This is a genomic window from Pseudomonas sp. GW821-FHT02A08 (assembly GCF_059422045.1).
This window is the reverse complement of the sequence record NZ_JBWKWD010000003.1, coordinates 128,162-154,169: the sequence shown is the minus strand read 5'-3', so window position 1 is coordinate 154,169 and position 26,008 is coordinate 128,162. Positions and strand designations below refer to the sequence as shown.

Sequence of the window (26,008 nt, the reverse complement as noted above, 5' to 3'; positions counted from 1 at the left end):
AGGGTTACTCCGTAATGACAATGCTGCCGTCAGCTTGCTGGCGGTAGATGGTGTAGGGCAGCAGCAAGGTGTCCATCGCGCCGGACACGACCACGTCGACCAGCACGATAGCGGGGGCGGGGCCATGTACCTGCGCATCCCGGCCGTCTTCGAGGGCCGCGTTCAGGTAGCAGAAGTCGTAGGTCACGCCGCTGTAGATTCGTGGTACCGCGCCGCAATAACTCTTGTGGTCCTTGAGGCTTTTTGCGGCCGCTTCGTCACTGCGCACAACCGTCTGAATCGTGCCGCAACCCGCTAGCATCATTGCCACCAGTAGCATTGCCTGAGTTTTCATGCCGTCAATCCTTCGCCGGAAACCATCAATCTACTTCAGTCTGAAACAAATATCACTCACGCCATGGGCGGTAACCGGCGTTTGACCGGGGTTTTCTTGACGATGGCCGTATTGGTTTCAGCGTGGGTGTTGAGGCGGTCGAGCAGGGTGTCCAGTTGTTCCATCGAGCGCACGTGCAGGCGTGCGATGAAACAGTCGTCGCCGGTCACCTTGTCGCACTCGGTGAATTCGGGAATGGCCATGATTTGCCGTTCCACCTCTTGCAACTGGCCCGGCAACGGGCGAATGCGCACGATGGCCTGGAGTTGATAACCGAAGCTTTTCGGGTCGATTTCAACGGTGTAGCCCTTGAGCACGCCACGCTCTTCCAGGCGGCGCAGGCGCTCGGCGACGCTGGGGGAGGACAGGCCGCTGATTTGCGCCAGAGCCTTGAGCGAACGTCGCGAATCTTCCATCAGGGCCGTGATCAGCACCTGGTCGATGTCATCGGTCATGGCGAAACCCTCTGTTAGGCATTTTTTAAAAACTGCCTTCATAAAAAAGGCCGATTCAGAGTTTAGCCTGCTTTTTGCTATGGAGTAGCGCTGTGGTGCATTGGCATACTTTGGCCTCAAACACAGGAGTCTGATGATGGACAATAACCTACGCCGCGGTTCGTTCGAAATGACGGCCGCCATGCTGATCTCCGGCACCATCGGTTGGTTCGTGCTGGTGTCCGGGCAACCGGTGCTGGATGTGGTGTTCTGGCGCTGCCTGTTCGGTGCCGGCACCTTGCTGCTGATTTGCGCGGCTTTCGGCTTTCTGCGCCCCGGCATTCTGACCCGAACCACGTTCTTGCTCGCGGTGCTCAGCGGTGTGGCGATTGTCGGCAACTGGGTGTTGTTGTTCGCGTCCTATTCCCGGGCGTCGATTGCCATCGGCACCGCCGTCTATAACGTCCAGCCGTTCATGCTGGTCGGGCTGGCGGCGCTGTTCCTCAACGAAAAAATCACTACACAGAAACTAGCCTGGCTGGGCGTGTCGTTTCTCGGGATGCTGGCAATCGTCAGCGCCCATGGCAGTCAGGGCGAGAGCGGCAGCGATTACCTGACGGGCATTGCCTTGGCCTTGGGTGCGGCGTTTCTCTATGCAATTGCCGCGTTGATCATCAAGCGTTTGACGGGAACCCCGCCGCATTTGATCGCGCTGATCCAGGTCAGCACCGGCGTGTTGTTGCTTGCGCCATTCGCGAATCTTTCCGTATTGCCGCAGGCACCGAGTGCTTGGGCCAGCCTGGTGACGCTGGGCATGGTGCACACCGGCGTGATGTACGTGTTGCTGTACGGCGCGATTCAAAAACTGCCGACGGCGCTGACGGGGGCGCTGTCCTTCATCTACCCGATCGCGGCGATTTTCGTCGACTGGTTTGCTTTCGGCCATCGCCTGGAGCCACTGCAATGGATCGGCGTCGCGGCGATTTTGCTGGCGGCTGCCGGCATGCAACAAGGCTGGTCGCTGAAGTTTCGGCGCACGGTGACACCGTAACCCATGACCCAGGCGTCAGATGTTCCAGCGCTGCGCGTTCCGGGCCAGGCGCTGGCGCATCTCGCCGACATTGGCGGCCAGTTGTTGAGTCAGCAAGCGATACCCGTCCAGGGTGTTGTAGACCGGCGCATCGAGACTGACAAGCGGCACATCCACGGGCCGATCGAGCCGCTGGGCGGCGCCTGATTTCAACGCCCGGGCCATACCGATCAATTGCACGCGAATCTGCCGATGCTCGGCTTTCAATGCCGTTTGCATCAGCGACATCGCCTCGGGGTCACTGACATCCGGTCGGGTATTGCCGAGGATTTCCAGGGTGCTGACGCACATGCGCAGGTTGCGCTGGAGGGCATCGAGTTCGGTCATGGAAATCTTCACTTCCTTGGACACCGAAGGCATCAGTGAGCGAAGTTGCACCATCGCCGCGTTCAGGCGGGTCATGAGCTTGAGGTGTTCGTCGGCGGTGATGGCCTGGCCGTCAATGATGCGCCCGTAGATTTTCGCGCAATCTCGCAAGGCATCTGCCAGGTTGTAGCGCCAGGAATAAACCGCGTACAGCGGCAGGGCGAAGGAAAACGCCAGGGCCAGGGCAATGCCGATCAGGATATCCACCCCGCGCCACAAGCCATCGGTGACCGGGTTGTCGCCGTGCCCGGCGACGATGAACACGGTAATCGCCGACAGCAGCGCCGTGTAGCCGCCCTTGCCGATGGCGTGATACGAGAAAAACCCGCAGACCACCGACATCGCGAAATAGGTCAGCCAGGGCATCCCGAGCCAGGCCTGTTGTGCCACCAGCACCAGGCCGACACCGGCACCGATCAAGGTGCCGATGGCGCGCTCGGCGGCTTTCTTGCCGATGTTGCCGTGGTGTTGCAAGCCGCCGATCACCACCAGCATGGTCACCGACGCCCACTCACCGTGGGGCAGATGGATCCCGGTGGTCAGCAGGATCGTCGCCAGCAACCCGAGCGACACCCGCACCGCGTGGATCACCCGGGCATGGCGGTAGCGCCGGTACGGGTCCAGCAACGGACGCAGCAGTCGGCGCAGCAAAGGTGGCAGCCCGTGGGCTCTGGATGTACTCAGGCTGGCTCTCCTCAGAAGATGTAGTCGGTCGTATTTGTGGTTGAAGGCTCTAGCACAATGCATTGAAGGGTGATGTGGCTTCGAATTACGAAGATATGCCCCCAGTTATGCCCCTCGGCCAGCGTCACCTAGCGAAGCTGCCCCCAAGCCAGTCTGCCTGGGAAATAGGGTAGCTGAGTCGGAGGGGGTAGGGGGGCGGGGGTGCCGTCCTTTGCGCGTCGCTCTCACTACATATCTACCAGTGAACCCCCGATACCTAAATTCGCAGTCCAGACCCACTGAAAAACAGTGACACGCCCATAAAAAATCCCCGCCATAAAAAATCCCCGCCATAAAAAATCCCCGCCATAAAAAATCCCCGCCATAAAAAATCCCCGCCATAAAAATTTCCCCGCATATACCCACCCTATCAATGTCACTCGAATTACAACGATACATACCGTTCGTCTATTACTCAGCTTATATCTAGAATACACATATAGATGCTGTTTTTATTCCGCCCTAGAATATGGCTATCCGGGAATTTCCACAAAACCCCAAGGGGCCCAGCCATGAACGAAGTCGAAACAGTCACCCACATCAGCCAAGCCACACTGGCCGACCTAGCCGATCTGGATGGATCTTTCTTCAGACTGCACCGCGACGAACTGGTCAAGCCTTGCGCCACTGTGCCAACCGCTGGCCGACCTGCGCCGGTCTACGACCTCGACGACCTCGCTGAATTTGTGCTGACGGCCACGGCCCACCTGACCGATGCCGAGTGCCGCCTGCGTTGTGCGCTCAGTGCCAAGTGCCGCAAACCCCGTCCCCATGGTGAACAGTCATGAGCGCGACAGTCCTCCAGTTCCCGCCACTTATGACCTTTGGCCAGCGGGTGCAGCAAACCCCCAACCTGTCCATCGTCGAGCTGCCCCCTGTGCCGACCACAAGCCTGCGGGACGAACCCGGCTTCGACGCCCGAACCCTGGCGGACTACCTCGACCCAACCGAAGCCCTGATCGCGTTCGCCATGCAGCAGCGCGAGAGCGGTGCATACACCTTGCATTGATAGCGCGGTGCATAGGCGCCGAGTGGAGAACGACCATGGCTTTCAGCGACCTTTTTTCAGCCGACAACCTCGCCAAACTCGGCACCGGTTTGAACCAAGGCATCGGCAACCTGACCAGCACACCGCTCGGCCAGTTCGGTGTGCAGATGCTGGCGAACAGTGGCTACCGTGCCGACAATGCGGGCATGGGTGAACGGCTTGGTCTGGCGCTACAGGGCATGAGCCAGATGCAGCAACAGCAGGCATTGCAGCAGTACCGCCGTGACCAGATCGCGACCGAACAAGCCAGACAGCATCAGCTACAGCAGGCCGCACAGCAAAAGCTTGAGCAACAGCAGCGCTACCAAGCCGCGTTGCAAGATCCTGATTTTCTTAGCAAATTATCTCCTACTGCCCGGCAGTTTGCTGCACTCGGCATTGACCCGTCAGAGCTGCTGCGTGCTACGAGCCAGGACAATACCCAGCAGCGTTTCGAAGCCAGTCAGGCACTGCAACAGCAGCGCATGGATCAGTCGCAGGCACAGTTCGAAGCGCGTTTGGCCCAAGGTGGCGGCGGTGGTGGTTCGAAAGAGCCGAAAGCGCCTATGCCCCACCAGATCATCGAAGAACCACTGCCCGATGGTCGTGTGCAAAAGCACATGTTTGATGCCGCGACGGGCCAGTACAAACCGTATGGCGCGCCTTACCAGCGATTCGCACCAAAGAGCGATCCGTGGGCCGATCTGGCTGGTGACGGTGCTGACGCGACAGCGGCCACGCCTGCACCACAGACCCCACCGAACCCGGCACTGCCTGGAACCGCACCACTGCAAAGCTATGCACCACGGCCACCTGCGCCGATGGTCATGGGCGGTGCTGTGCCACAACGCCAACCCAACCCGAACAGCGTGGAAGCCTTGGCGCAAGCAGCGGCACCGTCTGCCAATAACGCGCAGCAGTACCCGAACGCACCCGCAGTCGGTGCCATTGTGAAGGGGCATCGCTATAACGGCGGCAACCCTGCCAGTGCTGCAAGCTGGAGCAAAATCTAATGGCCGGTATGCCGTGGGAAGACTACGCGGCTGACCCGCCGCAGGCTGCTGCCGCTACACCGGACGAGGCACCGCCATGGGCGGACTACGCCCAGGCCGATCAGCAGGCCCATCCAACACAACCCAGCACGATGGGCGATTGGGTCGCGGATCGCACCGCACCACAAAAACCTGTGCAGGATGGCGTCGACCCGATGCAGCTTTACTACGGTGCCGCTCGATCCGTCGACAACATGGGTCTGGCTGCCGGTCGCATTCTCGGTATTCCCGCCGCGACTGCCTTCGATAAATTGCGCTCGATGTTCAGCGATCAGCCGACCACCGCCGCGCAGGATGCGCTCAATCAACATGTGCTGACTCCGCTGCAACAGCGCGCCGACTCGCTGACCCCGCAGCCTGATGCTTCGTTTGCCAACAAGCTGTTGAATGCCGGTGGCGGCTTCGCTGGAAACCTCGCCGCGATGGCCGCAACAGGTGGACTTTCACGCGCCCCAGCGCTCGCCGAAGCCGCCACCAGTGCGTTACCCGGCGTAGCTAATCAAGTCGGCCAGGCAGCGCGCACCATGGCCGTCCCTGCACTGACCGACGCAATCAATACGGGTCATGACGTTGCCGCTGAAACTGGCGACCTGACCGACGCAATGAAAGCCGCCATCGCTTCCGGCGCGGCGAACGTCGGGATGGGCTTGTTGCCCATGTCGGCACCGGGCAACCTCCTTACTCGTGCGGCCACTGGTGCGCCACTCGGCGCCTTGACTGGTGAAGCTTCACGCCAACTACGCAATATGACTCTGCCCGAAAACATGCAGCAGCCGTTCAATGTGCAAGACGCATTGGTTAACGGTGCGATGGGTTCAGTATTGGCAGGCGCCATGGGCCACGCACCGGGTGCGCGGAGCACCCCGACACCCGATCCGCTGGTGCAGGAACAGCAAGCCCAGCAGCAACAGGGCATGCCAGCGCCTCACCCTGTGCCCAGCGCCCCCCAGATCGCACCAGAGATGCCCACGCTGGCCGTCGCGCCCAAGCCCGAAGCCCTGCCGTATGCGGGTAGCCAGGACATCAACCCGCTGTTGGATCGGCTCAACCTTCAGGGTGAACAACGTACCCAGACGATGGACTTGCTCAAGCCCGTTGAGTTGAACGTCGAAGACGCCCGCCGTGGTGTGCAATCCATTGCCGAACGTGATCGGCTGGCCACCCTGATTGGCCTGCAGGGCTCCGATGCGCAGGTGTTCAACCGCAAGATCGGTGAAGCTCTCAACGCGGAACAGACCGTCGCCCTGACTTCGCATGTGCAAGACAACTTGAAGGATGTGCTCGACCTGCAATCGCGCATTGCTTCGGGAAACGCTACCGACATCGACCGGGCGTCCTTCGTGCAATCGCTGGGACAACTGCGCAGTACCTTTGCCGACCTTTCCGGGGCACGCGCCGAAGCGGGTCGGGCATTGTCCGCGTACAAACGCCAAGCCATGGACTACAGCCAAGCCAAGAATGTGCTGGAGGCGGTCGGTGGTATCGGCGGTGCTGACGATGCAGCCAAGGCGCTGGGCAAGGCAATCCAGAGTGGGGGCCTGACCAATGCCGCCAAACTCATCAGCCAGCCCGAAGGCAAGATGTCTCGGCTGTTCGGCTACTACTACAGAGCCGCGTTGTTGTCTGGCGTTCGCACACACGCCGTGAACATCACGTCCAATGCTATGACCCTCGGCAACGAGATTATCGAACGCGGCATCGCCGCTGGCATCGGCGGTGCCAAGCGAGCCCTTACCGGTGGCAAGTCCGGGCAAACCGTATTCGCCGAACCGCTCGATTTGCTGATGGGCATGGCCAAGGGTTCGGCCAAGGCTGGCACCGCTGCCTATGATGCTTTCCGCACGGGTGACTCTCCCATGCTCGGTGGTGGTAAGCAGGAAACTGGCGCAATCGGTAGCAGCATGAATGCGCCCCGTCCATCCGGCGTACTCGCCACGGCAGGGTGGGCGGCGGACAAGCTGGCGTCTGTGCCATATCGCGCACTTGGTGCTGAAGACGCTTTCTTCGCCACGCTGAACTATGAGGGTGAGTTGCGCACTCTTGCACGGCAGACCGCATTGGCCGAAAAGAAACTCGGCCAGCTTCCAGCAGGCGCCAAACTGAGCCAGCGCATCGAACAGCTGGTGCAAGACCCCACGCCCAGCATGATCGAGTCGGCAGGCGAGCACGCACGTACGCAGACCTTCAACAATCAAGCGGGCGCCTTTGCCCAAGCCATCATGTCGGCCAAGGCCAAACAGCCATGGCTTAACCTGATCGTCCCCTTTGTGCGGACCCCCGCCAACATCGTCAAGTTCGGTCTGAAGCGAACCCCGGTTGCGCCTTTGTTCGAAGATGTCCGCGCCGACCTGATGGCGGGCGGAGCCAAGCAAGAGCGCGCAGTCGCCAGAATGCTATGGGGCAGCAGCGTCATGGTAGCCGCTGGCATGGCCGCGAACGCCGGGTACGTTACCGGTGCCGGACCCGACGACAAGAAGGAAAAGGCCGCACTGCTCGCCACCGGCTGGCGCCCCTACTCGATCAAGGTCGGCGACACCTATCACGAATACAGTCGGCTCGACCCGTTCAGTCAGTGGCTCGGGCTGGCCGCTGACATGGCGACCATGGATTACCAGGACAAAGGCGCGGGCGACGTTGCCGCCAATGTGCTTGGTTCGGTCGTAAACAACACTGTGAACAAGACCTACATGCAGGGCTTGAGTAACTTTGTCGAGTTCTTACAAGACCCAAAACGCAACGGGCCATGGTATCTGCGCCAGATGGGCGGAACGCTCGCCCAGCCAGTCACCTTGCTCTCCAACATCGCCAGCGAACGCGACCCCTACGCCCGTGAAGGCAACTCTGTGCTCGACGCCATCCAATACCGGGTGCCTGGGCTCCGCGAAACCCTGCCCGAAAAGCTCGACGCCTTTGGCACCCCTGTGCCGAACCGCACCTACCCCGGTGGCCCGCTCTCCATCGCTGCGCCGATAGCACAGTCGAAAGAGTCGACCGACCCTGTACGGCTGGAGGCTGCACGCTTGGGATGGTCCCCAGGCGAAGCCCGTAATTACGTCACCGTACGTCACCAGAAGGTGGCCTTCTCACCTGCGCAGCAACACGAAATGCAGCAGCTGGTCGGGCAGATGATCCATGCCGGTGCGCAACGTGCCATGTCCGCTCCGGGCTGGAAAACGCTCGGCGACGACCAGAAACGCGACCTGCTCGACAACATAGCCAAGAAGGCACGCGCCGCCGTCCGTATGGCAATGCTCCCACTCATCAGCACCGGCAACCGTGCTGCGCTCGACCGACTCCACACCGCCCTTGGAGGGCCACAGAAATGACTGACGTAAATCGACAGGCCCTCGAAATCGCGAAGCATGAATTGCTCGCCGTCGAGGCTGAGCACAACCGGCTGGCAGATGCAGTTACCTGTGCCGAGCGGGCCTTGGCAGCACATGAGCTGCCACTGGCCAGGGCGAAGGCCAAGGTCCGGCAAGCACGGTTAAAGCTTGATCTTGTTGGCGCTGCGAATGCTGCTGAAATCGCATCGCTCGAGGCACAAATCGCAACCTTGAAGGGGGGAGAATCATGAAATACGAAGCAGATAGAGAGCGACCTACCATCTTTGACGGTGGCCGTCTCAAGCAACTACGCGATGACGCTGAGCTACACCACATTGACTATACCCGTGGCCAGATTGTTGCCACCGAAGGCGGCGCCTATCGAGTGAAGCTAGCTGCGCCGCTGTTCGACGTCAGCGCGATCTTGCCAGCGGTGCCGACCGTTGTGGAAGCGAGGCATGCCGCCATCGCTGAGGGTGAATACCTGTCCTGGCTGGTCAAAATCCAGCGCGCGGAGAGGCGCACGGTTCGCATGTTCACGTGCGGCATGAGCCCGGTCGACATCGCACGGACCCCGCTCACCCAGGACGAAATCGACCGCTACACCAACCGCCGCAACAGTGCGAATCAGCTTGAAAAACTGCGCATCGAGTTGGGCAGTGCCATTGCTGCGAAAGAACGCGCCAAGGCGGCGAAGGTGGCCGCTGCACAGCTTAGTGAACGGTATGGCATCGCCGCTGCTACCACCTGTGCAGCGCCTGTCGATGGTCCTGCCCTGAATGCACCCCGTAAAAGAGGAACCAAGTGATGGAATTCGAAGACGATATTTCGCAAGGGCTCGCCGCTGAATTAACCGGCACTACCGGGTTCAGCGACGACGACCTCGATAACGACCAGGGCATGCTCCCGCATGATGTTGCTGATGACCTTGAGGCCTTCGATGACCAAGTAGCGCGCCGGGATGCACACCTTCAACCCGACTATGAGCCGGGGCAACAACCTGTGCCGTCTGAGGCGTTGCAGCAGCAGCGCCAGCAGTTGGACGAACAATCCCAGCAGCTTGAAGCCCAGCGCCAGCACATGGCGGCTGTGCAAATGCAGCAGTTACAACTGCAACGAGCACAACTTGAACAGCAGCGGTGGGCACAACTTGAAGCGCAGATTCCAGCGTTTGAAGAAGATCCGGAAGGGAACATTAACGGGAGGTTTGCCCTTGAGCAGTTGCGTCAGCAGGAAGCACAGCAGGCCGAACAGTACCGTCAGCAGTTCCAGCGCCAGACCCAAGAGTTCTCCCGGCACGCTGCCGAGGTTGCTCCCGTAGTTGGTGGTATCGAAGCCGAGTATATCGCCGAGCATCTGAATGGCGATGAGGCCGCATACCGGGGTGCCTTCGACCACCTTTTTGCACACGCTGACCAGCAGATTAAACAGCAGTATCCAGGTCTCGACGAACAGGGTTACGCAACCATGAGGTCTATGGCTGCCATGGCCTTCTTGAAAAATTGTTCTGACCAGGGCGTCAACCCCGCTGAGTACGTCTATGGCAGGGCGCGTGAGCTTGGATACCGTGCCAACGGTCGTGTGCCGCACAGCCAGCAACGCCAGCCAGCGACCATGGAACAGTTGGCGAACATGAGCGACAAGCAGTTCAAGCAGGCGATGAAACCCGCAACGCCAAGACAACGTGTGCAAGTTGATGAGGATCAGCTGTCACGGATGGACGACGCCACCTTCAACGAAATGTTCGAATCGATGAAAGTGGCCAACGGCAACAACGCGCTCGCGTTTGGAGACTGACATGCACGACGAAAAAACCCGCAGGGGGCCGCCTACTCGCGAAATGCGCCTGGAAGCACTGCTAGCTGACCTGCAAGCCGAGATCGAGAGTGGGACCAATGAGGCGGTCAAGCGTGCGCGCCGTCAGGTTTTGCGTGGAATGCGGCTGGCAACGTGGGTGTTCAATACCCGTGTCCCCGTCAGCGTAATAGAGCGCGAATTCAGAGACGAACTATTCCGGGCGAAGCCGCCCATCATGTGAGGATGTAAAATGCCTATCAAAATCGCACCACCGAAAACCAAACCAGCGAAGACCGAGAAGCGGCCTATACCCACATCAGACTGCTGGCCAGGGCTGGCGAAGGACAAGGGTCCAGGCAAACCATCAAACGGCAAATGATCATGTGCACATGGAAAAGGGGCCTTGATTGGCCCCTTGTGTTTTCCGGGTACAGCGTTAGGGCTACCACCCAGTTACAACGTACCCGCACTCCCTGAGTTCTTTCACGACAGCCGCCTTCCAAGCCCCAATTGGGTCCAAACCTACATAGACCACGCCATTGATGTCGTTGGGGGTCTCGACATCGCCTTTTACCAATGCACAAACGTTTTCCCGACCAAGCTTTGCCATCAGGTAACCGTGCTCGAAGACGACGTTTTGTCGTGCTCGGTCTCTCGGCCCCACCACGTGTTTCTCGTGGTGCCCACGGCCTTGATCGCACGGCGTATAGAGCACAATGGCAAAGTCAGCCTCGCCAGAGTAGTGCTCGATTTTTTCGATAATCGTCCTACCGCCACTTGCTTGCTCGTGAAGGATGATCGACTTCAGCCCAAGACTGTCAACGAAACGACTTACTTCCTGTTTGGCTTCGTTGTCTCGACCGTGAACGATGAAAATGTTTCTCTTGTTTCTCGCGACCGGTGCGCTCGCAGGTTTGTTGAAAAGCGAAGCGCTGGGAGTGGGTGGAAATGGCGGTGGTGGGACGTTAACCATAGTGGGTGATTGGTTCGACGTCGCAGAAGTGCCGAACTCGAGCTCATCAAGCAGCGCGGTAAACTGTTGAGACAGGTATGTCCTTCGCTCGGCGTACGTGCCAAATTTAGGCTGGATAAAACCCCAAAAGGATTCAAGGTCTCTGTGGTGCTTCAGCCATGACGGGAGCCGGCTTGCTATTTCGTTATCGTTGAGCAACTCCTGGCGAAGTTGCTGATACTCGACCGACTCAGCAGGCTTCCCTGTGGCGTGAGCGATCAGCAAGTTTTGTAAATAGCTGACCTTGTCAAAACGGCTCTCTAAATATTGTAGGCTCATCAAGCGTGTCCATTCTCGGTGGTGCCCTTAGGCGGCAAGGATCGCGACAATCTCAGCCGCAGCACAGATTAGCGCAAGCTGGAAACGCTACCGACTCGCCATCACCGTGTCCACCATGTGCTGCCAGTTTGGCCCTCAGTAGTCCTTCCACTCCGGTTCCTCGCACACCTGTGCTTCAGCGTCCTTCCTGAGCGCGTCCACCTGCTTTTCCATGGCTTGGCTCAGGGGTTGGTCGTACATCGCATCAATGCGCGCCACGAGGGCGTCAGCGCGGTCACAGCGTTCATTGCCGCCGTAGGCGAGGACAACCAGCACACCGATGAACACGGCAAGGCCAATCAGGTTCTTCATGACTTCGTTCATGATTGAGTCTCCCCGCTGCCGTCCTCAACGATCCGGCTTAACTTGTCCAGGGCAGCCAGCACCTGTGCGTCGCTGATGCGCTCATACCGGTGCGAACGCAACGTACGCCGCATCGACTTGATCTGCTCCACCGGGTACTTTGCGTACAGTGCATCGTGGTCTGCGAGCCGTTGTGCATGGGCAAGCCGGTAGATGGTTTGGCACGTCGAACTCGCGGATGAGCTACGTACATGGTTGTACCCGCCTACGCCGTAGGGCATACGATAGGTGCTGTTGAATACGCTAGTCATGATCGTTCTCCAAATCTCTCAGGAACGCTTCCGCGTCGTGCTCGATAACATCCGGCGTTACGTCTTTGGGCTCGGTTTTCGTATGGCCTAGGGTCCGCTGGGCTTGTTCGCGGGCCAGGTTGTTGATTGACGACGCGGCCAGCAACTCCAACAAACCCTGTGCGTCTGTCCCAGCCTTCTGCCCATCCTCGGTGGTGGGTTTGGTGCGCCCGAGCCCACGATTCAAAATGTCGTTGGCACAATCCCGGCGCAGGCGTTCGTCCTTGGTTTGGCGCATGGTGGTGACCAGGGCAAGCAGAGCTTCCTCGCTGTACTGGATCGCGAGCAGGTCGAGACGGACCTTCTCGCGCCGCCTGAGGGCTGTTTGCTTGTCGTCCGGGCCTATGGGCTTGCCGGTTGTGCCGTACAGCGTCAATGTGGGCGCAAGAGGCATCAACTGCGCGCTAGGTGATTGGCTACTCATGGTCGGAACCCTCTGTGACTTGGAATGGGCGTGGGGCACCATCGTCGAGATAGGCTTTCCAGTCTTTCAGTGATGCAGCCGCCCACGGATGATGGTTCCGCCATGCCCAAGCGTTATCCTTGGAAGCCGTTCCCGACCCGATCTTCACGGCGCCCAGCTTCTGGAGCGCAGCAGCAAGGGTTTTGGGGTTGAGTTTCATGGTTAACGGGAACAGCGCAGGATAGGCATTGGTCAGTTGGGCTATCAGCGCGGTGGATCGGCCAATATCTCTGTCGAACGGTGCTTCACGTCCGGCGATCAAGCCTTCGATGAAGGTGACCAAGTCTTCACGGCTTTCACGCTGCATGGCGATGGCCGCAGCGGTTTGTGGCGCAAGGGCACCGCCGCGCTTGATGTTCCAGTCAGGTGGGAACTGCCACTGTGCCAACACACCGGCCAGCAGCGCTGGACCCTCACCTTCGAACCAAACCATTAGGCGTTCGTAGTACCCATCGGACAAGCGATCTGCCTGGCACCGGAACACGTTGAACCTCGGGTCGTTATCCATCAAAGGAAGGGCGTCTGCCTTGTTCGTCGTGATGATCAGATTGACGTAGCTGTTTATGTCTTTGGCATCACGGCCTTTGCGCTCAGACTTCCGGGTCTTTTCGCTGATAAGGGTTTTCAGTACCTCGACCCGCGATCTATCGAACCCAGATGGCAGCTCGTTGTAGAGCCGAAGTATCCCGTCGTCTAGCAGGCTGGTGAACTTGTCCCCCAAGGAAGCGCCTTCGCACTCAGCCACCAGTGGTGACCCGCCGAACACTCGCTTGAACAGGTGGATCATGAACGACTTACCGACGTGGTTCTTTTCGGAGAACATGAACTGGGCAGTGCCCAGCTTGTGCTCGGGGAACTGATACAGCTGCGCCAACCAGCACATGAAGTGCTGCACTGCCGCTTGTTCGCCGCCCGCGAGGTAGTGCAGGTGGTCGGTGAATATCTGAATATCCGCCAAAGTGGCGTTCATGTTGGGCATGACCCGTCCCCTGGCCAGCAGATGCCAGCGGTTCAACGCGTGGGGATTGTCAGCGGCATCGTCTGCTGGTGATTTGCGGGTCGGTTCCATGACCACGCTGGTAACGACCCGCTTGTGCCAGAGAGGCGCGTTCCACCATGTTTTGCCAGCGGATAGCTGTTGCTCTTTGGCTGTGGGGTCGCTGGGTCGTAGATGCCCGTATCTGCTCAACACCAGTTGGCAAAAACCCTCCAGGCAATGCTCGATCCCGGTGGCGCGCTCATAGGCACAGAAGCCACGGTTACAGGACAGCATGACGAACTCGCGGGATATTTCGCGCAGCGTATTCCAAGACTCTGGAGTCAGGCCGCTGCTGTGGCACTGTGCGGTTTCTGCCGTGGGGGGCAATACCTTGTCGTCACCGATATGGGCAATCGCCATCAACAGTGCTTGTTCGACCGGGCTACTCATCGACGAGCCGCCGACCAACTTCAGCGGTGTGTGGTTATTAACTGGCGCAGTCTCTCGACGGATCGCCGCAACAGTCGCGTCTTCAACTTCCTGCGCACTTTCGCCAAACTGATAAGTGGGTAGGCCAATCAGCGAAGTTGGAAAGGAAGTTCTAGCTGTTGCGCAGCCAGATATGGTATTATTGAGGCTCATCGAAAGTACTCCCTAGCCCTGAACTGCGTTTGCGGCGCACATATAGTTCGGGGCTTTTCTTTGCCTGTTTATTTCCCAGGCCGTTAATGCATGGCCGCGAGCGCTGGATTCTTTTCGGGCACTTGCACATGACCGGCACGCGGTGCTGCGATCTTGGCAGCAATCCACGCTTCGATTTCCGACCGAACCCATGCCACGCGTGCGGCACGGCCACTGGCGCGCATCTCACCCAGTTGCACTGGTGCTGGAAAGGTTCCGTCCGCGATGCCTTTATATATGCTGGTTCTGCGCATGGAGACCATTCTCTCGACAATAATTATCGGGAGGAAGTTGCTGAGGGGGTCGTAGTTCACCAAGTCGGTGTAATCTGCGTCGTGGCGTGGTTCGTTCATGGTGGAATACCTCAAGGCTGGCCGGACTGGGGCGGCGCTATCAGTAGTTCGCCGTTGGTTGCCATTATAGGGATGAACTTGAGCGCCGGGTGGCTATTCGTCTGGATAGAGTATTTAGTTGTGGCAGACCGTTCGTCGAGCTGTATGCGCTGATAGTCGGAATGTAGTTGCGTGTTTGTGTGTTACCGCCTAGTTCGGAACCAGGGCGTTAAATTTAGCTTAACGGGATTAGAATGTGGTCCGATTGGATTACAAGATGGCCTTTAGCACTGGGCACGATTGCAGCGGGGGAATTTAGCGTAATGTCACTGTGAATCTAAGCCTTTCGGTGGTTGCGGGAGGTTGATTTAATAGGGTTGGCGGCACAGTTAATAGGATTGGCGCGGTGTAAGAGTGCAACCTATTAATCGTTGAGAGGCGCGGAGTAGAGGGTTCGGCACACTATTTTTAATATATTTAATACCTTTAATAGGATGAATAATATTATAAGGCAAAGGTATATTCTATACATATACACCTATATATAGAGCAGTTTTGGAAATGGTATTAAACCCATTAAGGTATTGGCGACCGCTCTATTCCGGTGCTTTCAGCGTTAATAGGATCGGGGATTTAATATGATGGCATAATTACATCATGCCGCTGACGCAGCTTTCGCCCTTAAAGAGTCGAGATAATCAGCCCATTGCTGCGCCGCTGCCTTACGTTGGTTAAGGAGCTGTGCCCTTGCGTAGACAGCGCTCAATGGTCCGGGCATGCGGTGCGATAGCATCAGTTCCAAAACCACAAAGTCGATGTTTAGTACCTCGTGCGCGATAGTCCGAAACGTGCTTCGGAAACCATGCGTTGTGATTGACCCCGGCGCATAACCGAGTCGGTCGACGAGTCCCGCTAGCAGCGCCCGTGTTGCAATTGGGTTGGCGACGTTTTTAGGGGAGGGGAACACCCAGCCTTCACCCTTGCTGGGTATCCGGCGCTCTTGCAGCTCCCGCAGCAGTGCCACAGCCTGTGCTGGTAGCGCTGCGATGTGCGGGCTCCCTGTCTTGGAGACCGTGTAGCGCCACTCTCCGGCGTCCAAGTCCAGATCGCTCCACTTCATCGCAGTCATTTCAGAAGGGCGCGCCGGGATCATCGTGAGCAGCCTCAGCGCGGACATCACGGCATCCTGTCCACGATACCCGTCGAGCAGCAAGAGCAGTTCCTGCAAGTCGGCAGGTTCGGTGATGGCCGCAAAGCTTGTGGCTTTGTGCTTCGGCAGTATTCCGCGACCCGCCGCGACATTCACGGTCAGGTGCCCGTCATCGATAGCCCTATCGAGTATCGACTTGGTAAGTCGCACCGAATAAGCGGCCATCGCTGGCGACTCGCTCAAGGTGCGCACCATGTCCTTGATGTTCTCCCGAGTGATGTCCTGCACTGGCAGTTTCCCGAGGATGGGGAGTATGTGGTTTGCCAGCGCTCCGCCGTAGCCTTGCAGTGTTCGCTGTGCCAGATGCCCTGGTAAACGCTTCGGGGCGTTCAGCCCCTTGTGCTGCATGAAATCGTCAGCGACCGATTGGAAGGTTCGTGCCACCGCAGCCGCTCGTGCTGCGATTTCAGCTTCCTTGGCTGCCAGTGGCGAGATACCACCGGCAATCAGCTCTCGTGCCCCCTGTGCGGCCTCGCGTGCCTTCTTGATGCTGATATCGGGATAGCCGCCGATGGAGAAGCGGTTTTCCTTCCCGTTCAGTCGGTACTTCAGTCGCCACAACTTCGATCCTGTCTTGGTGACCTCGATGTAAAGACCACCAACGACGCCGTCCGCGTATTTTCCGGGAGTCGTCAGTGATCGAATTTTCACATCGGTGAGCTTGTCCATGGGGGCATCCAGCTGTGCTATTGAGTTGCATGCCACTCAATATGCCCCCAATAATCACGGATAACAAGGGGCATCGACGAACAGCGCCGGACAACGGCGGAGTCTCAATGCCAAGTAAATACTAGGTGTTGTAGTCGTAAGCCCGCATGTCTCCGTAGATTACTAATTAGAAGATGTAGTCGGTGGTCAGGAAGCTCGAACTGCGGCCGCTGATGATCTCGCTGATCAGGTCCTTGTTGGTCTCCTGGAACTTGGTGGCCACCAGGGTGCGGATCGAAAACACCCGCAGTGCGTCATGTACCGACAAGGTGCCTTCGGCCGAGTTCTTGCGGCCATTGAAGGGATAGGTGTCCGGGCCGCGCTGGCACTGGGCATTGAGGTTGATGCGCCCGACCTGGTTGGCGAAGGTGTCCACCAGCCGGCCGACCGCCACCGGGTTGGTGCCGAAGATGCTCAATTGCTGGCCGAAGTCCGACTCCAGCACGTAGTCGATCACGGTATCCAGATGACGGTACGGCACGATGGGGATGACCGGGCCGAACTGTTCTTCCTGATAAACCCGCATCTGCGGCGTGACCGGGTACAGCACCGCCGGGTAGAAAAACGACGCACGAACCTCGCCACCGTTGGGGTTGACCACCCTGGCGCCTTTGCTCTCGGCGTCCGCCACCAGTGCATGCAGATAATCGACCTTGCCCGATTCCGGCAGTGGCGTCAGGGATACACCACTCTCCCAGGGCATGCCGGGTTTGAGGTTGGCAAGCCTGGCGTTGAATTTGTCGATGAAGGCGTCGACTACGTCTTCGTGGACAAACAGGATCTTCAGGGCCGTGCAGCGCTGGCCATTGAACGACAGCGAACCGGTCACCGCTTCACTGACCGCGTTGTCCAGATCCACTTGCGGCAGGACGATGCCCGGGTTTTTCGCATCCAGGCCCAGCGCCGCGCGCAAGCGGTGGGGTCTCGGATGGAGTTTTTTCAGGTCACTGGCGGCCTTGTTGGTGCCAATGAAGGCAAAGATGTCGATCTTGCCGCTGGCCATCAGCGCACTGACCGTCTCGCGGCCGCTGCCGTAGATGACGTTGATCACCCCGGTCGGGAAGCTGTCGCGGAAGGCTTCCAGCAGCGGGCGAATCAGCAGCACGCCGAGCTTGGCCGGCTTGAACACCACGGTATTGCCCATGATCAGCGCCGGGATCAGCGTGGTGAAGGTTTCGTTCAACGGATAGTTGTAAGGCCCCATGCACAAGGCCACGCCCATCGGCACGCGACGGATCTGGCCGAGGGTGTCCTGTTCCAGTTCGAAACGGCTGGAGCGGCGGTCGAGTTCCTTCAGGGCGTTGATGGTGTCGACGATGTAGTCGCAGGTGCGGTCGAATTCCTTTTCCGAGTCCTTGAGGTTCTTGCCGATTTCCCACATCAGCAACTTGACCACGGCGTCGCGCTGCTCACGCATGCGCCCCAGGAAGGTTTCGACGTGCTGGATGCGTTCGGCCACCCGCATGGTCGGCCACAGGCCCTGACCGCGATCGTAGGCGCGGACCGCGGCGTCCAGGGCGGTCAACGCGGTGTCGGCATCCAGCAGCGGCGTGCTGCCGAGGATCACCTGTTCGTCGCCATTCGGGCCGGCCAGGTACACCGGGCTGCGGACCTGGGCCAGCGGCCCGCTCCAGGTTCTCAATTGGCCATCGACGAGGTACTCGCGCTGCTCCGTCTGGCCGTCGAGGCGGTACTTTTCCGGGATGTCGGCGGGGCTTGGGAACAGGTTCTGGAGAATATTGGCTGTGGTCATGTCGCTACCCCTCTGGATTGGGTGGTGCACTGATGAATCGTTTTAGCAGACCTCGGCAACGCTTGTCATGACCCATCTCAGCGTTTTTCCGTACAGCGTGATGTCCGGGGATTTATCGGTACCTTTCGTCATGGCCTCAGAAGCTCCCCTTGTTGGCCCCCAATGCCCTCAACCCACCCGTGCAGGGTGCCTTAATGTTGACTCTCCTTGATCACAACAAAAAAGGCTGTGCCCGACTCGCCGGGCAGCCAATGAGAGGACAGCCATGCGGGCAAGCCGATTAACTGAAAAGCCTAGCCTTTGTTTGGCCTTGGCGGGGTGTGCCTTTGCGTTGCTTGCAGGGTGCACAGAAGAGCCGAACAACCCGCCGACCCGCAGCGAAGCAGATGCCGCGAGGCCCGCCGACGCCGAGCTGGCGCAGGTCTACGACAACAGCTGCAAGCTTTGCCATGCCAATCCGGCGGCCGGGTCGCCGCTGACCGGCGACATCAAGGCCTGGCAACCACGGGTATTGCAGGGCGCCGACACGCTGCTCGATCACGCGATCAACGGCTACAACGGCATGCCGCCAATGGGCATGTGCATGCAGTGTTCGCAGGAACAGTTCCTGGCGCTGATTGCCTTTATGTCCGGCCAGCAAATCCAATAACAAGAACGGCAGGGTGCGATTCATGACGATGGACCTGACACGGCGTCAGTTGTTGCAACGGGCGAGCGTCATTGGCGCCTTTACCGCGCTCGGCTCGACGCCGGCACTGGCTGAGTTGCTGCGCGCGCCACGCCTGATTCCCTGGCGCAACTGGTCGGGAGGCCAGAGTTGCCTGCCGGCGGCGCGGCTGGCACCCAAGAACCTGGATGAGTTGACGCAAGTGGTGCGCCAGGCCCCCGGCAGGATTCGGCCGGTGGGCTCGGCGCATTCCTTCAGCGCGCTGGTGCCCACCGACGGCACCTTGCTGTCGCTGAGCTATTTCACGGGATTGCTCGATCACGATGCGAAAACCCTGCAGGCCGAGTTCGCCGCCGGCACGCCGATGTCACGCATGGGCACGCCGCTCAAGGACATCGGCCAGGCCCTGCAAAACATGGCCGACATCGATTATCAGACCCTGGCCGGCGCGATCTCGACCTCCACCCACGGCACCGGCAAACACTTTCAATCCTGTTCGGCCCATGTCTGCGGCATGCAGCTGGTGACCGCCAGCGGCGACGTGCTGGAGTGCGACGCCAACCGCCATCCTGAAGTGTTCAGCGCAGCCCGGGTGTCCCTGGGGGCGTTGGGCGTGGCCACCAGGGTGCGCCTGCAAAACCGCCCGGCGTATCGCTTGCGGGAGCGGCAGTGGATCGCCAAAACCGAAGAGTTGCTCGAAGACCTGGACAAGAACACCCGGGAAAACCAGCACTGGGAAATGCTCGTGGTCACCCATTCCGACTACGCCTTGTCGATCGCCCTGAACGAAACCACCGACCCGGCGACACCGCCGGTCCCGGCGGATGAGGAGGGCGGCAACGAGTTTGTCACCTTGATCGAGAAGATCGACAAGTACGCCAGCGACTTCCCGGACCTGCGCCGCACGATGCTCAATAACCTACGCCACCTGGCCAGTTTCGATGACCGGGTGGGCGACTCGTTCGACATCTACGCCAACGTGCGCACGGTACGTTTCAACGAAATGGAATATTCCGTGCCGGCCGAATACGGCCCGGCCTGTTTGCGCGAGATCCTCAAGCTGATCCAGGACAAGGACCTGCGCACCTGGTTTCCGATCGAGTACCGGTACGTCAAGGCCGACGACATTCCCCTGAGCATGTTCGAAGGCCGCGACAGCTGTTCGATCTCGGTCCACCAGCATTACCAGATGGATCATCACAACTTCTTCGCTGCCATCGAGCCGATTTTCTGGAAGTACAACGGCCGGCCACACTGGGGCAAGTTGCACACGCTGAACGCGAAAAACCTGCAGCCGCTGTACCCGCGCTGGCAGGAGTTCATCCAGGTGCGGCAGGCACTCGACCCCAGCGGCAAATTCCTCAATGCGCATTTGTCATCGATTCTGGGGGTGAGCTGATGGCCGTCAATCGCCGTAGTTTTTTACTGGGCACCGCAGGCGTCGGCGCCTTGTTGGCGGGTGTCGGGGCATGGCTGCGGCCGGGTGACCGAGGCGCGCCGTACAGCGATTACTTCCGTACCCTGAACCGTGAACTCAAGGACCACGGCCCGATGCGACCGGTGATGTTGATCGACCTTGATCGGCTGGATCACAACATCGATGTGGTGATGCAATCGGTCAAGCGCGCCGGCAAGCACCTGCGCCTGGTGGAAAAATCACTGCCGGCGCCGGGGCTCCTGGCCTACATTGCCCAGCGCGCCGGCACCCAACGCCTGATGTCGTTTCACCAGCCCTTTCTCAATCATGACGCCGTGCAGTTTGCCGAGGCCGACATTCTGTTGGGCAAGCCGCTGCCGGTGCGTTCGGCGCAGTTGTTCTATCAGTCGCACAAGGGGCCTTTCGAGCCTTCGAAGCAATTGCAATGGTTGCTCGATACACCGCAGCGCCTGCAGCAATACCTCGCCCTGGCCCAGGGGCTGGGCACGCGAATGCGGGTGAACATCGAGCTGGATGTCGGGCTGCATCGCGGTGGCGTCAGTGACCTTGGCGTACTCGGGCAGATGCTGGCGCTGATCAGCCAGCACCCGCAGCACCTGGAATTCGCCGGGTTCATGGGCTACGACCCGTTCGTGGGCATGGGCGTGCCGGGGATTCTGGGCTCGCCCGAGGAGTTGTTCGCGAAGGTGATGGTGATCTACTACCGCTGTGTCAATTTCACCCGTCAGCAATACCCTGGTTTGTGGCGCGAAGGACTGACCCTCAATACCGCCGGCAGCCCGAGCTATCGCATGCATGAGCACGAACAGCTCAGCAGCGAAGTGTCGGTGGGGACGGCGATGCTCAAGCCCACTCATTATGATTTGCCGTCACTGGCGCAGCATGTGCCCGCCGCCTACATCGCCACGCCAGTCCTGAAAAGCACCGGGGCGGTGAATATTCCAGCGCTGGATGACAAGTCCGGGCTGTTTTCCTGGTGGGACACCAATCAGCGCGAGACGTATTTCATCTATGGCGGTAACTGGATGGCGGAGTTCGAATCGCCAACGGGGTTGCAGAGTAATGGCGTGTATGGCCGTAGCTCGAACCAGGAAATAGTCAATGGTTCGGCGGCGGTGGGGCTGACGGTGGAGGACCAGGTGTTCTTGCGCCCGACCCAGACGGAGTCGGTGTTGTTGCAGTTCGGGGATCTGCTGGCGGTTCGGGGTGGGAAGATTGTGGATAGCTGGCCGGTGTATTCCTGATGTTTGTTGGGTGACTGTTCCGGCGCCTTCGCGGGCAAGCCCGCTCCCACAGGGTGCAGCGTTGTCCTTGTGGGAGCGGGCTTGCCCGCGAAGGCGTCAGCTCAGTCAAAACGCATAAGGGATACTGACCTTGGCCCAAAGCATTTCCCCTTCAGGCCGGTTTTCCACGTCGAACTCCTTGGCCCAGCGAATCTCCGCGCTGGCGTATTCGAGAAAGGTCCAGTGCAGTGCCGGACCAATCGCAAACACTTGCCCGCGCACCCCGTCGTTCACGTCCTGGCCATTGAACTGCACGGTGTGGCCGAACTGTTTGTCGTCGGTGGTTTGCTTGAGGTAGTAGCCGTTCAACCCGAGCATCAGGTCGTCGGTGATCTTGAAACTGGCCGAATAGTCGAAGTGGAAAATCTGCCCCGACTTGTAGTCGGTGTCTTTGTTTTTCCCGTTGAAACTGTAGGTGGTCTTCATCGACACCTCGGTTCTGTCCGTCGGCAGCCAGGTGAAGGAGAACAGCGGTTTGTAGGTGTAGAAGTTGTTGCTGGTGTTGGCCAGGCGATCAACGCTGTACTCGCCGGTCGGCACGGTGACTTCGATGGCGGCGCCGAGGGTCAGGCTTGGGCCCATGTCCCAGAGAATGATCGGCGCGACCGTGGTGTCGCCCATGCCTTCGCGGGTGTCCTGCAAGCCGAACACCGAGACTTCCTGCTTGAGCCAGGGCTGCGCGATGTAGCCGGCCAGCCGGCCGCCAAACACCCGTACCGGGCTGAGGTAATCCAGGCGCGGAATGACGGCCGTGGATTCGATCTCGACGTTCGGCACTTTGCCGCCCAGGGAGCTGATATTGAGCTTCGTGGCTTTGTAGTGGTTGTAGTAGAGGTTGAATGCAACCATGTTGTCCGGAAGGCTGTCGGGCGAAAGCGGCAACATGAAAAAGCCGTCGGTGCCGGTGCCGATGTTGTCCACGCCGGCCTCGGTGGCCAGCGCCGGTTGCAGGGCGCAGACGCCGGCCAGGCCAATGACCAGTAGGGGAAGTGTCGTGCGGGTCGGGATCATGGGTGTACTCATTATTATTGTTAGCGGGCTGTCCGGCATCCATACGAGGGCCGCAACATAGAAATAAGCTGTCTGCGCCCTGCAAGGCAGGGTATTGGCGGCCATTTAGGGGGACTTCTGCGGACAGCCTTTGAACCCTGTGCTAACTTTCTTCGACATAACCGGTTACAAAAATAAGAATGCAGCTCGACCCGGAATGTAGAGCCCCATGCAAATGAAAGTGATCGATCCCACCTTTGAACTGGCGCTGGTGTCGCCGTTTCTCCTGCAGACCCTGGCCGAAGTCGCCGAGCAAAAAGGCATCCACCCCGAAAGCCTGTGCCGAGGCTTGGGGTTTACCTTTGAGGACCTGCAGGACCCGGCGCAGCGCATTTCCTATCGCCAGGCCGTGGCCATGATTCAGCGCGCGCTCAGGGCCTTGCCCAATCAGGGGCTGGGCCTGTGGGTCGGCGCGCAGAATGTGCTCGGTACACTGGGGTTGTTGGGGCATGTGTTGTCGCTGTGCAAGACCCTGCGCGATGCCTTCGAGCTGGGCATCCGTCATCAACACACCTCTGGCGGCATTGTCGTGTCGAGTGTGGAGGAGGCGGGGGATCGGGTGTTTATCGACGTTGAATGCCGCTTGCCGTTCGCCGACGTGCAGTTGTTCGCGGTCGAGGAGTTTTTCGCCAGCCTGCTGGTGTACGGCCGGGCGCTGGTCGGGGCGGATTTCAAGCCGATGGCCGTGGAGTTCATGCATGCCGCGCCGGACTATCTCGGCGAATATTCGCGCCTGCTGGGGCCGGACGTGCGTTTCGGTTGCCTGCAAAACCGCATGGTGATCGAGGCACACTGGCTGGGCGTTCACTTGCCCAATCACCATTCCCTGGCCCTGCGTCAGGCCGTGAAGTTACTCGAGCTGGAAGCCGCGCAGGTGCACCAGAAAATGGATCTGATCCAGGCCGTGGAACGGGCGATTGCCCGGGACCTGACCGAGGGCAGCCACATCGAGAAAATCGCCGGCGACCTGAACATGAGCAGCCGTACCTTGCGCCGCCGCCTCACGGAACACGCGCTGACCTTCGAAGCGCTGCTGGAGCAAGTGCGCCAGGCCCGCACCATGAGCCTGCTGGCCAACCCGGACATGTTCATCGAACGCATCACCGAGGAAGTCGGCTACAGCGACGTGCGCAGCTTCCGCCGGGCGTTCAAGCGCTGGACCGGCATGAGCCCGAGTGCGTTCCGCAACGAAAGCCCCAGCACGGTCTGATCTTTTTGCGGTGAGCAGGCTGCCCCCTTGCCACGGGTTCCTGGCCTCTGACGACACACAAACCCTCGTACTCCGGTTAAACTCCATGCTCTTTTTCAAGGAGTTCATATGAGCCATTACCAGCCGGGCATTCTCGCCACCCCCGTTCCGCCTCAAGCCCGCCATATGTTCTTTGCCCTCGAATCCGCCGAAGCATTGCCGGCTGCACTCGACAACTTGATGCAACTGGTGGACGGGAAATCGGCGGTCGTCGGCTTCGGCGAATCCCTGGTCAAGGCACTGGATGGGCAGATCGAAGGCCTGCGCACTTTTCCGGCACTGGCTGGGGTCGGCGTCGACAATCCGTCGACCCAGCACGCGCTCTGGTGCTGGCTGCACGGTGAAGACCGTGGCGAACTGCTCAACCGCAGCAACGCCATCGCAGCGGCACTGGCCCCGGCGTTGCGAATGGTGCAGATGAACGAAACCTTCCGCCATATGACCGGGCATGACCTGACCGGCTTCGAAGATGGTACCGAGAATCCCCACGACGCAGCCGCCGTGGCCGCCGCCCTGGTGGCTGAGGGCGCGGACGGTACGGTGGGTGGCAGCTTCGCCGCGATCCAGCAGTGGCAGCATGACCTGAAAGGTTTCCATGGGCTGTCGGCGGATGAAAAAGACAACATCATGGGCCGCCGCTTGAGCGATAACGAAGAGATCGACGACGCGCCGGTTTCCGCCCACGTCAAACGCACCGCCCAGGAAAGCTTCGCGCCCGAGGCCTTCGTGGTGCGCCGTTCGATGCCGTGGATCGAAGGCGACCGCGCCGGGCTGATGTTCCTGGCCTTCGGCTTTTCCCTCGATGCCTTCGAAGCCCAACTGCGCCGCATGAGTGGCCTGGAAGACGGCATCACCGACGGTCTGTACCGCATCAGCCGTCCGGTCACCGGTGGCTACTACTGGTGCCCGCCGCTCAAGGACGGTCGACTGGACCTGCGCGCATTGCGCGTCGGCTGAGCAGCAAGGAGAGCCAATGAACGTGGTGCGCTGGGGCATGATCGGTTGTGGCAGTGTCGCTGAACGCAAAAGCGCGCCGGCCTTCTACAAGGCGCCCGGATCGGCGTTGGTGGCGGTGATGGGCCGGCGCCTGGAAGCCGTCACCGACTACGCCGAGCGCCACGGCATCGCACGGGTCTACACCGATGCGCAGGCGCTGATCAACGATCCCGAGGTCGACGCCGTATACATCGCCACACCGCCCGACAGCCATCATGCCTATGCCTTGCAGGTGGCCGCCGCCGGCAAGCATTGCTGCGTCGAGAAACCGATGGCGCTCAACGCCGGGCAAAGTCGCGAGATGCAGCAGGTGTTTGCCGATGCCGGGTTGCATCTGTTCGTGTCCTATTACCGGCGTTCGTTGCCACGCTTTCGGCAAGTGCGGCAATGGCTGGGGGAGGGGCGGATCGGCGAGGTCCGACACCTGACCTGGACCCTCACCAAAGCCCCGTCGTCAGCGGACCGGAACGGCACCGATAACTGGCGCACCGACCCGGCGATTGCCGGTGGAGGTTACTTCGCCGATCTGGCCAGCCATGGCCTGGACCTGTTTCAGTACCTGTTCGGCGATATCGTCGAAGTCGCCGGGTTCACCGCACGGCAGGCCGGATTGTACGCGGCCGAAGATGCCGTCAGCGCCACTTGGCGGTTTGCCAGCGGGGCACTGGGCATGGGCTGCTGGAACTTCGTTGCAGACCGTCGCGAAGACCGGGTCGAAGTGATTGGCAGTCAAGGCCGGATCAGCTTTTCAGTGTTCGATGAGCATCCGGTCGAGTTGCACGCCGATGAACGCCTCAGCCTGACTATCGAGCATCACGCGCACATTCAGTGGCACCACGTGTTGGGCATGAATGCGCATATTCGTGGTGAGGCGCAGCATCCGGCGGTGGCTGCAGAGGCGCTGAAGACCGATTGGGTGATGGACCAGATCCTCAAGCGCCACTGATCCCTCAGGTCACACACAATCCCCCTGTGGGAGCGGGCTTGCTCGCGAAGAGGGAGTGTCAGTCGACGCCAATGTTGTTTGA

At 59.8% G+C, this 26,008-nt stretch carries 27 protein-coding genes; 15 read left to right on the top strand and 12 right to left on the bottom strand.

Features of this window, described 5'->3' with window-relative positions; all coding sequences use genetic code 11:
- Window positions 1–4: 4 nt before the first annotated feature.
- Window positions 5–334: a YceK/YidQ family lipoprotein gene (locus AC07W4_RS03945; RefSeq protein WP_495031566.1), complete on the bottom strand. Its 330-nt coding sequence runs from the start codon at window positions 332–334 to the stop codon at window positions 5–7.
- A 56-nt stretch (window positions 335–390) separates the two neighbouring features.
- Window positions 391–828 carry an Lrp/AsnC family transcriptional regulator gene (locus AC07W4_RS03940; RefSeq protein ID WP_007973356.1) on the bottom strand — a complete coding sequence of 146 codons (438 nt, stop codon included), beginning with the start codon at window positions 826–828 and terminating at the stop codon, window positions 391–393.
- Between the two features lie 136 nt (window positions 829–964).
- Between AC07W4_RS03940 and AC07W4_RS03935 the strand changes: the two genes are divergently transcribed.
- On the top strand, window positions 965–1,858 hold the full coding sequence (locus AC07W4_RS03935) for a DMT family transporter (RefSeq protein WP_495031565.1): 894 nt from the start codon (window positions 965–967) through the stop codon (window positions 1,856–1,858).
- Window positions 1,859–1,873: 15 nt separating this feature from the next.
- On the opposite strand, the gene AC07W4_RS03930 is transcribed toward AC07W4_RS03935, so the two are convergent.
- Window positions 1,874–2,914 carry an FUSC family protein gene (locus AC07W4_RS03930; RefSeq protein WP_495031564.1) on the bottom strand — a complete coding sequence of 347 codons (1,041 nt, stop codon included), beginning with the start codon at window positions 2,912–2,914 and terminating at the stop codon, window positions 1,874–1,876.
- Between the two features lie 584 nt (window positions 2,915–3,498).
- Here AC07W4_RS03930 and AC07W4_RS03925 point away from each other — a divergent pair.
- Genes AC07W4_RS03925 through AC07W4_RS03890 form a run of 8 tightly spaced genes read left to right on the top strand, consistent with a single transcriptional unit; the run spans window position 3,499 to window position 10,429 of the window.
- Window positions 3,499–3,774 carry a hypothetical protein gene (locus AC07W4_RS03925; RefSeq protein WP_495031563.1) on the top strand — a complete coding sequence of 92 codons (276 nt, stop codon included), beginning with the start codon at window positions 3,499–3,501 and terminating at the stop codon, window positions 3,772–3,774.
- A complete protein-coding gene (locus AC07W4_RS03920) occupies window positions 3,771–3,995 on the top strand; it encodes a hypothetical protein (RefSeq protein WP_495031562.1) in 225 nt (74 codons plus the stop codon). The genes AC07W4_RS03925 and AC07W4_RS03920 overlap by 4 nt, the downstream gene beginning before the upstream one ends.
- Before the next feature lie 35 nt (window positions 3,996–4,030).
- Window positions 4,031–5,026, top strand: a complete 996-nt coding sequence (locus AC07W4_RS03915) for a hypothetical protein (protein ID WP_495031561.1) — start codon at window positions 4,031–4,033, stop codon at window positions 5,024–5,026.
- Window positions 5,026–8,391, top strand: coding sequence for a hypothetical protein (locus AC07W4_RS03910; RefSeq protein WP_495031560.1), 3,366 nt, complete (start codon window positions 5,026–5,028; stop codon window positions 8,389–8,391). The genes AC07W4_RS03915 and AC07W4_RS03910 overlap by 1 nt, the downstream gene beginning before the upstream one ends.
- Window positions 8,388–8,642: a hypothetical protein gene (locus AC07W4_RS03905; protein WP_495031559.1), complete on the top strand. Its 255-nt coding sequence runs from the start codon at window positions 8,388–8,390 to the stop codon at window positions 8,640–8,642. Before AC07W4_RS03910 ends, AC07W4_RS03905 begins: the two co-directional genes overlap by 4 nt.
- Window positions 8,639–9,199, top strand: a complete 561-nt coding sequence (locus AC07W4_RS03900) for a hypothetical protein (protein WP_495031558.1) — start codon at window positions 8,639–8,641, stop codon at window positions 9,197–9,199. The genes AC07W4_RS03905 and AC07W4_RS03900 overlap by 4 nt, the downstream gene beginning before the upstream one ends.
- A complete protein-coding gene (locus AC07W4_RS03895) occupies window positions 9,199–10,188 on the top strand; it encodes a hypothetical protein (protein WP_495031557.1) in 990 nt (329 codons plus the stop codon). The genes AC07W4_RS03900 and AC07W4_RS03895 overlap by 1 nt, the downstream gene beginning before the upstream one ends.
- 1 nt (window position 10,189) lies before the next feature.
- Window positions 10,190–10,429 (top strand): hypothetical protein, encoded by a 240-nt coding sequence (locus tag AC07W4_RS03890; RefSeq protein WP_495031556.1) that lies wholly within the window; start codon window positions 10,190–10,192, stop codon window positions 10,427–10,429.
- A gap of 201 nt (window positions 10,430–10,630) precedes the next feature.
- Here AC07W4_RS03890 and AC07W4_RS03885 read toward each other — a convergent pair whose 3' ends face one another.
- From AC07W4_RS03885 to AC07W4_RS03850, 8 genes are all read right to left on the bottom strand, one after another.
- On the bottom strand, window positions 10,631–11,479 hold the full coding sequence (locus AC07W4_RS03885) for a TIR domain-containing protein (RefSeq protein ID WP_495031555.1): 849 nt from the start codon (window positions 11,477–11,479) through the stop codon (window positions 10,631–10,633).
- Window positions 11,480–11,614: 135 nt separating this feature from the next.
- Complete coding sequence (locus tag AC07W4_RS03880; RefSeq protein WP_495031554.1) at window positions 11,615–11,842, bottom strand: hypothetical protein; 228 nt, start codon at window positions 11,840–11,842, stop codon at window positions 11,615–11,617.
- Window positions 11,839–12,132: a hypothetical protein gene (locus AC07W4_RS03875; RefSeq protein WP_495031553.1), complete on the bottom strand. Its 294-nt coding sequence runs from the start codon at window positions 12,130–12,132 to the stop codon at window positions 11,839–11,841. The genes AC07W4_RS03880 and AC07W4_RS03875 overlap by 4 nt, the downstream gene beginning before the upstream one ends.
- Complete coding sequence (locus AC07W4_RS03870; RefSeq protein WP_495031552.1) at window positions 12,125–12,595, bottom strand: hypothetical protein; 471 nt, start codon at window positions 12,593–12,595, stop codon at window positions 12,125–12,127. Before AC07W4_RS03870 ends, AC07W4_RS03875 begins: the two co-directional genes overlap by 8 nt.
- Window positions 12,588–14,255: a primase-helicase family protein gene (locus AC07W4_RS03865; RefSeq protein WP_495031551.1), complete on the bottom strand. Its 1,668-nt coding sequence runs from the start codon at window positions 14,253–14,255 to the stop codon at window positions 12,588–12,590. The genes AC07W4_RS03870 and AC07W4_RS03865 overlap by 8 nt, the downstream gene beginning before the upstream one ends.
- An 83-nt stretch (window positions 14,256–14,338) precedes the next feature.
- Window positions 14,339–14,647, bottom strand: a complete 309-nt coding sequence (locus tag AC07W4_RS03860) for a helix-turn-helix transcriptional regulator (protein ID WP_495031550.1) — start codon at window positions 14,645–14,647, stop codon at window positions 14,339–14,341.
- 634 nt (window positions 14,648–15,281) lie between these two features.
- Window positions 15,282–16,505, bottom strand: coding sequence for a tyrosine-type recombinase/integrase (locus AC07W4_RS03855; RefSeq protein ID WP_495031549.1), 1,224 nt, complete (start codon window positions 16,503–16,505; stop codon window positions 15,282–15,284).
- A 166-nt stretch (window positions 16,506–16,671) separates the two neighbouring features.
- Entirely contained in the window at window positions 16,672–18,297 is a 1,626-nt protein-coding gene (locus tag AC07W4_RS03850) for an NADP-dependent glyceraldehyde-3-phosphate dehydrogenase (RefSeq protein ID WP_495031548.1), read from the bottom strand.
- 265 nt (window positions 18,298–18,562) lie between these two features.
- Here AC07W4_RS03850 and AC07W4_RS03845 point away from each other — a divergent pair, with 265 nt between their 5' ends.
- From AC07W4_RS03845 to AC07W4_RS03835, 3 genes are all read left to right on the top strand, one after another.
- Window positions 18,563–18,946, top strand: a complete 384-nt coding sequence (locus AC07W4_RS03845) for a c-type cytochrome (RefSeq protein ID WP_495031547.1) — start codon at window positions 18,563–18,565, stop codon at window positions 18,944–18,946.
- Window positions 18,947–18,968: 22 nt separating this feature from the next.
- Window positions 18,969–20,363 carry a D-arabinono-1,4-lactone oxidase gene (locus tag AC07W4_RS03840; protein WP_495031546.1) on the top strand — a complete coding sequence of 465 codons (1,395 nt, stop codon included), beginning with the start codon at window positions 18,969–18,971 and terminating at the stop codon, window positions 20,361–20,363.
- Window positions 20,364–20,437: 74 nt separating this feature from the next.
- Window positions 20,438–21,646 (top strand): DSD1 family PLP-dependent enzyme, encoded by a 1,209-nt coding sequence (locus tag AC07W4_RS03835; RefSeq protein WP_495031624.1) that lies wholly within the window; start codon window positions 20,438–20,440, stop codon window positions 21,644–21,646.
- A gap of 105 nt (window positions 21,647–21,751) precedes the next feature.
- Here AC07W4_RS03835 and AC07W4_RS03830 read toward each other — a convergent pair whose 3' ends face one another.
- Complete coding sequence (locus AC07W4_RS03830; RefSeq protein WP_495031545.1) at window positions 21,752–22,696, bottom strand: SphA family protein; 945 nt, start codon at window positions 22,694–22,696, stop codon at window positions 21,752–21,754.
- A gap of 208 nt (window positions 22,697–22,904) precedes the next feature.
- On the opposite strand from AC07W4_RS03830, the gene AC07W4_RS03825 reads away from it, so the two are divergent.
- The 3 genes from AC07W4_RS03825 to AC07W4_RS03815 all read left to right on the top strand — a co-directional run bounded on the left by AC07W4_RS03825 (window position 22,905) and on the right by AC07W4_RS03815 (window position 25,926).
- Entirely contained in the window at window positions 22,905–23,945 is a 1,041-nt protein-coding gene (locus AC07W4_RS03825) for an AraC family transcriptional regulator (protein ID WP_495031544.1), read from the top strand.
- 108 nt (window positions 23,946–24,053) lie between these two features.
- On the top strand, window positions 24,054–24,941 hold the full coding sequence (locus AC07W4_RS03820; RefSeq protein WP_008050628.1) for a Dyp-type peroxidase: 888 nt from the start codon (window positions 24,054–24,056) through the stop codon (window positions 24,939–24,941).
- A gap of 16 nt (window positions 24,942–24,957) precedes the next feature.
- Window positions 24,958–25,926 carry a Gfo/Idh/MocA family protein gene (locus AC07W4_RS03815; RefSeq protein WP_495031543.1) on the top strand — a complete coding sequence of 323 codons (969 nt, stop codon included), beginning with the start codon at window positions 24,958–24,960 and terminating at the stop codon, window positions 25,924–25,926.
- Window positions 25,927–26,008 lie beyond the last annotated feature (82 nt).

Coding starts and splice junctions, on each gene's coding strand:
- AC07W4_RS03945 (WP_495031566.1), bottom strand. CDS start 334: ATGAAAACTCAGGCAATGCTACTGGTGGCAATGATGCTAGCGGGTTGC.
- AC07W4_RS03940 (WP_007973356.1), bottom strand. CDS start 828: ATGACCGATGACATCGACCAGGTGCTGATCACGGCCCTGATGGAAGAT.
- AC07W4_RS03935 (WP_495031565.1), top strand. CDS start 965: ATGGACAATAACCTACGCCGCGGTTCGTTCGAAATGACGGCCGCCATG.
- AC07W4_RS03925 (WP_495031563.1), top strand. CDS start 3,499: ATGAACGAAGTCGAAACAGTCACCCACATCAGCCAAGCCACACTGGCC.
- AC07W4_RS03920 (WP_495031562.1), top strand. CDS start 3,771: ATGAGCGCGACAGTCCTCCAGTTCCCGCCACTTATGACCTTTGGCCAG.
- AC07W4_RS03915 (WP_495031561.1), top strand. CDS start 4,031: ATGGCTTTCAGCGACCTTTTTTCAGCCGACAACCTCGCCAAACTCGGC.
- AC07W4_RS03910 (WP_495031560.1), top strand. CDS start 5,026: ATGGCCGGTATGCCGTGGGAAGACTACGCGGCTGACCCGCCGCAGGCT.
- AC07W4_RS03905 (WP_495031559.1), top strand. CDS start 8,388: ATGACTGACGTAAATCGACAGGCCCTCGAAATCGCGAAGCATGAATTG.
- AC07W4_RS03900 (WP_495031558.1), top strand. CDS start 8,639: ATGAAATACGAAGCAGATAGAGAGCGACCTACCATCTTTGACGGTGGC.
- AC07W4_RS03895 (WP_495031557.1), top strand. CDS start 9,199: ATGGAATTCGAAGACGATATTTCGCAAGGGCTCGCCGCTGAATTAACC.
- AC07W4_RS03890 (WP_495031556.1), top strand. CDS start 10,190: ATGCACGACGAAAAAACCCGCAGGGGGCCGCCTACTCGCGAAATGCGC.
- AC07W4_RS03885 (WP_495031555.1), bottom strand. CDS start 11,479: ATGAGCCTACAATATTTAGAGAGCCGTTTTGACAAGGTCAGCTATTTA.
- AC07W4_RS03880 (WP_495031554.1), bottom strand. CDS start 11,842: ATGAACGAAGTCATGAAGAACCTGATTGGCCTTGCCGTGTTCATCGGT.
- AC07W4_RS03875 (WP_495031553.1), bottom strand. CDS start 12,132: ATGACTAGCGTATTCAACAGCACCTATCGTATGCCCTACGGCGTAGGC.
- AC07W4_RS03870 (WP_495031552.1), bottom strand. CDS start 12,595: ATGAGTAGCCAATCACCTAGCGCGCAGTTGATGCCTCTTGCGCCCACA.
- AC07W4_RS03865 (WP_495031551.1), bottom strand. CDS start 14,255: ATGAGCCTCAATAATACCATATCTGGCTGCGCAACAGCTAGAACTTCC.
- AC07W4_RS03860 (WP_495031550.1), bottom strand. CDS start 14,647: ATGAACGAACCACGCCACGACGCAGATTACACCGACTTGGTGAACTAC.
- AC07W4_RS03855 (WP_495031549.1), bottom strand. CDS start 16,505: ATGGACAAGCTCACCGATGTGAAAATTCGATCACTGACGACTCCCGGA.
- AC07W4_RS03850 (WP_495031548.1), bottom strand. CDS start 18,297: ATGACCACAGCCAATATTCTCCAGAACCTGTTCCCAAGCCCCGCCGAC.
- AC07W4_RS03845 (WP_495031547.1), top strand. CDS start 18,563: ATGCGGGCAAGCCGATTAACTGAAAAGCCTAGCCTTTGTTTGGCCTTG.
- AC07W4_RS03840 (WP_495031546.1), top strand. CDS start 18,969: ATGACGATGGACCTGACACGGCGTCAGTTGTTGCAACGGGCGAGCGTC.
- AC07W4_RS03830 (WP_495031545.1), bottom strand. CDS start 22,696: ATGATCCCGACCCGCACGACACTTCCCCTACTGGTCATTGGCCTGGCC.
- AC07W4_RS03825 (WP_495031544.1), top strand. CDS start 22,905: ATGCAAATGAAAGTGATCGATCCCACCTTTGAACTGGCGCTGGTGTCG.
- AC07W4_RS03820 (WP_008050628.1), top strand. CDS start 24,054: ATGAGCCATTACCAGCCGGGCATTCTCGCCACCCCCGTTCCGCCTCAA.
- AC07W4_RS03815 (WP_495031543.1), top strand. CDS start 24,958: ATGAACGTGGTGCGCTGGGGCATGATCGGTTGTGGCAGTGTCGCTGAA.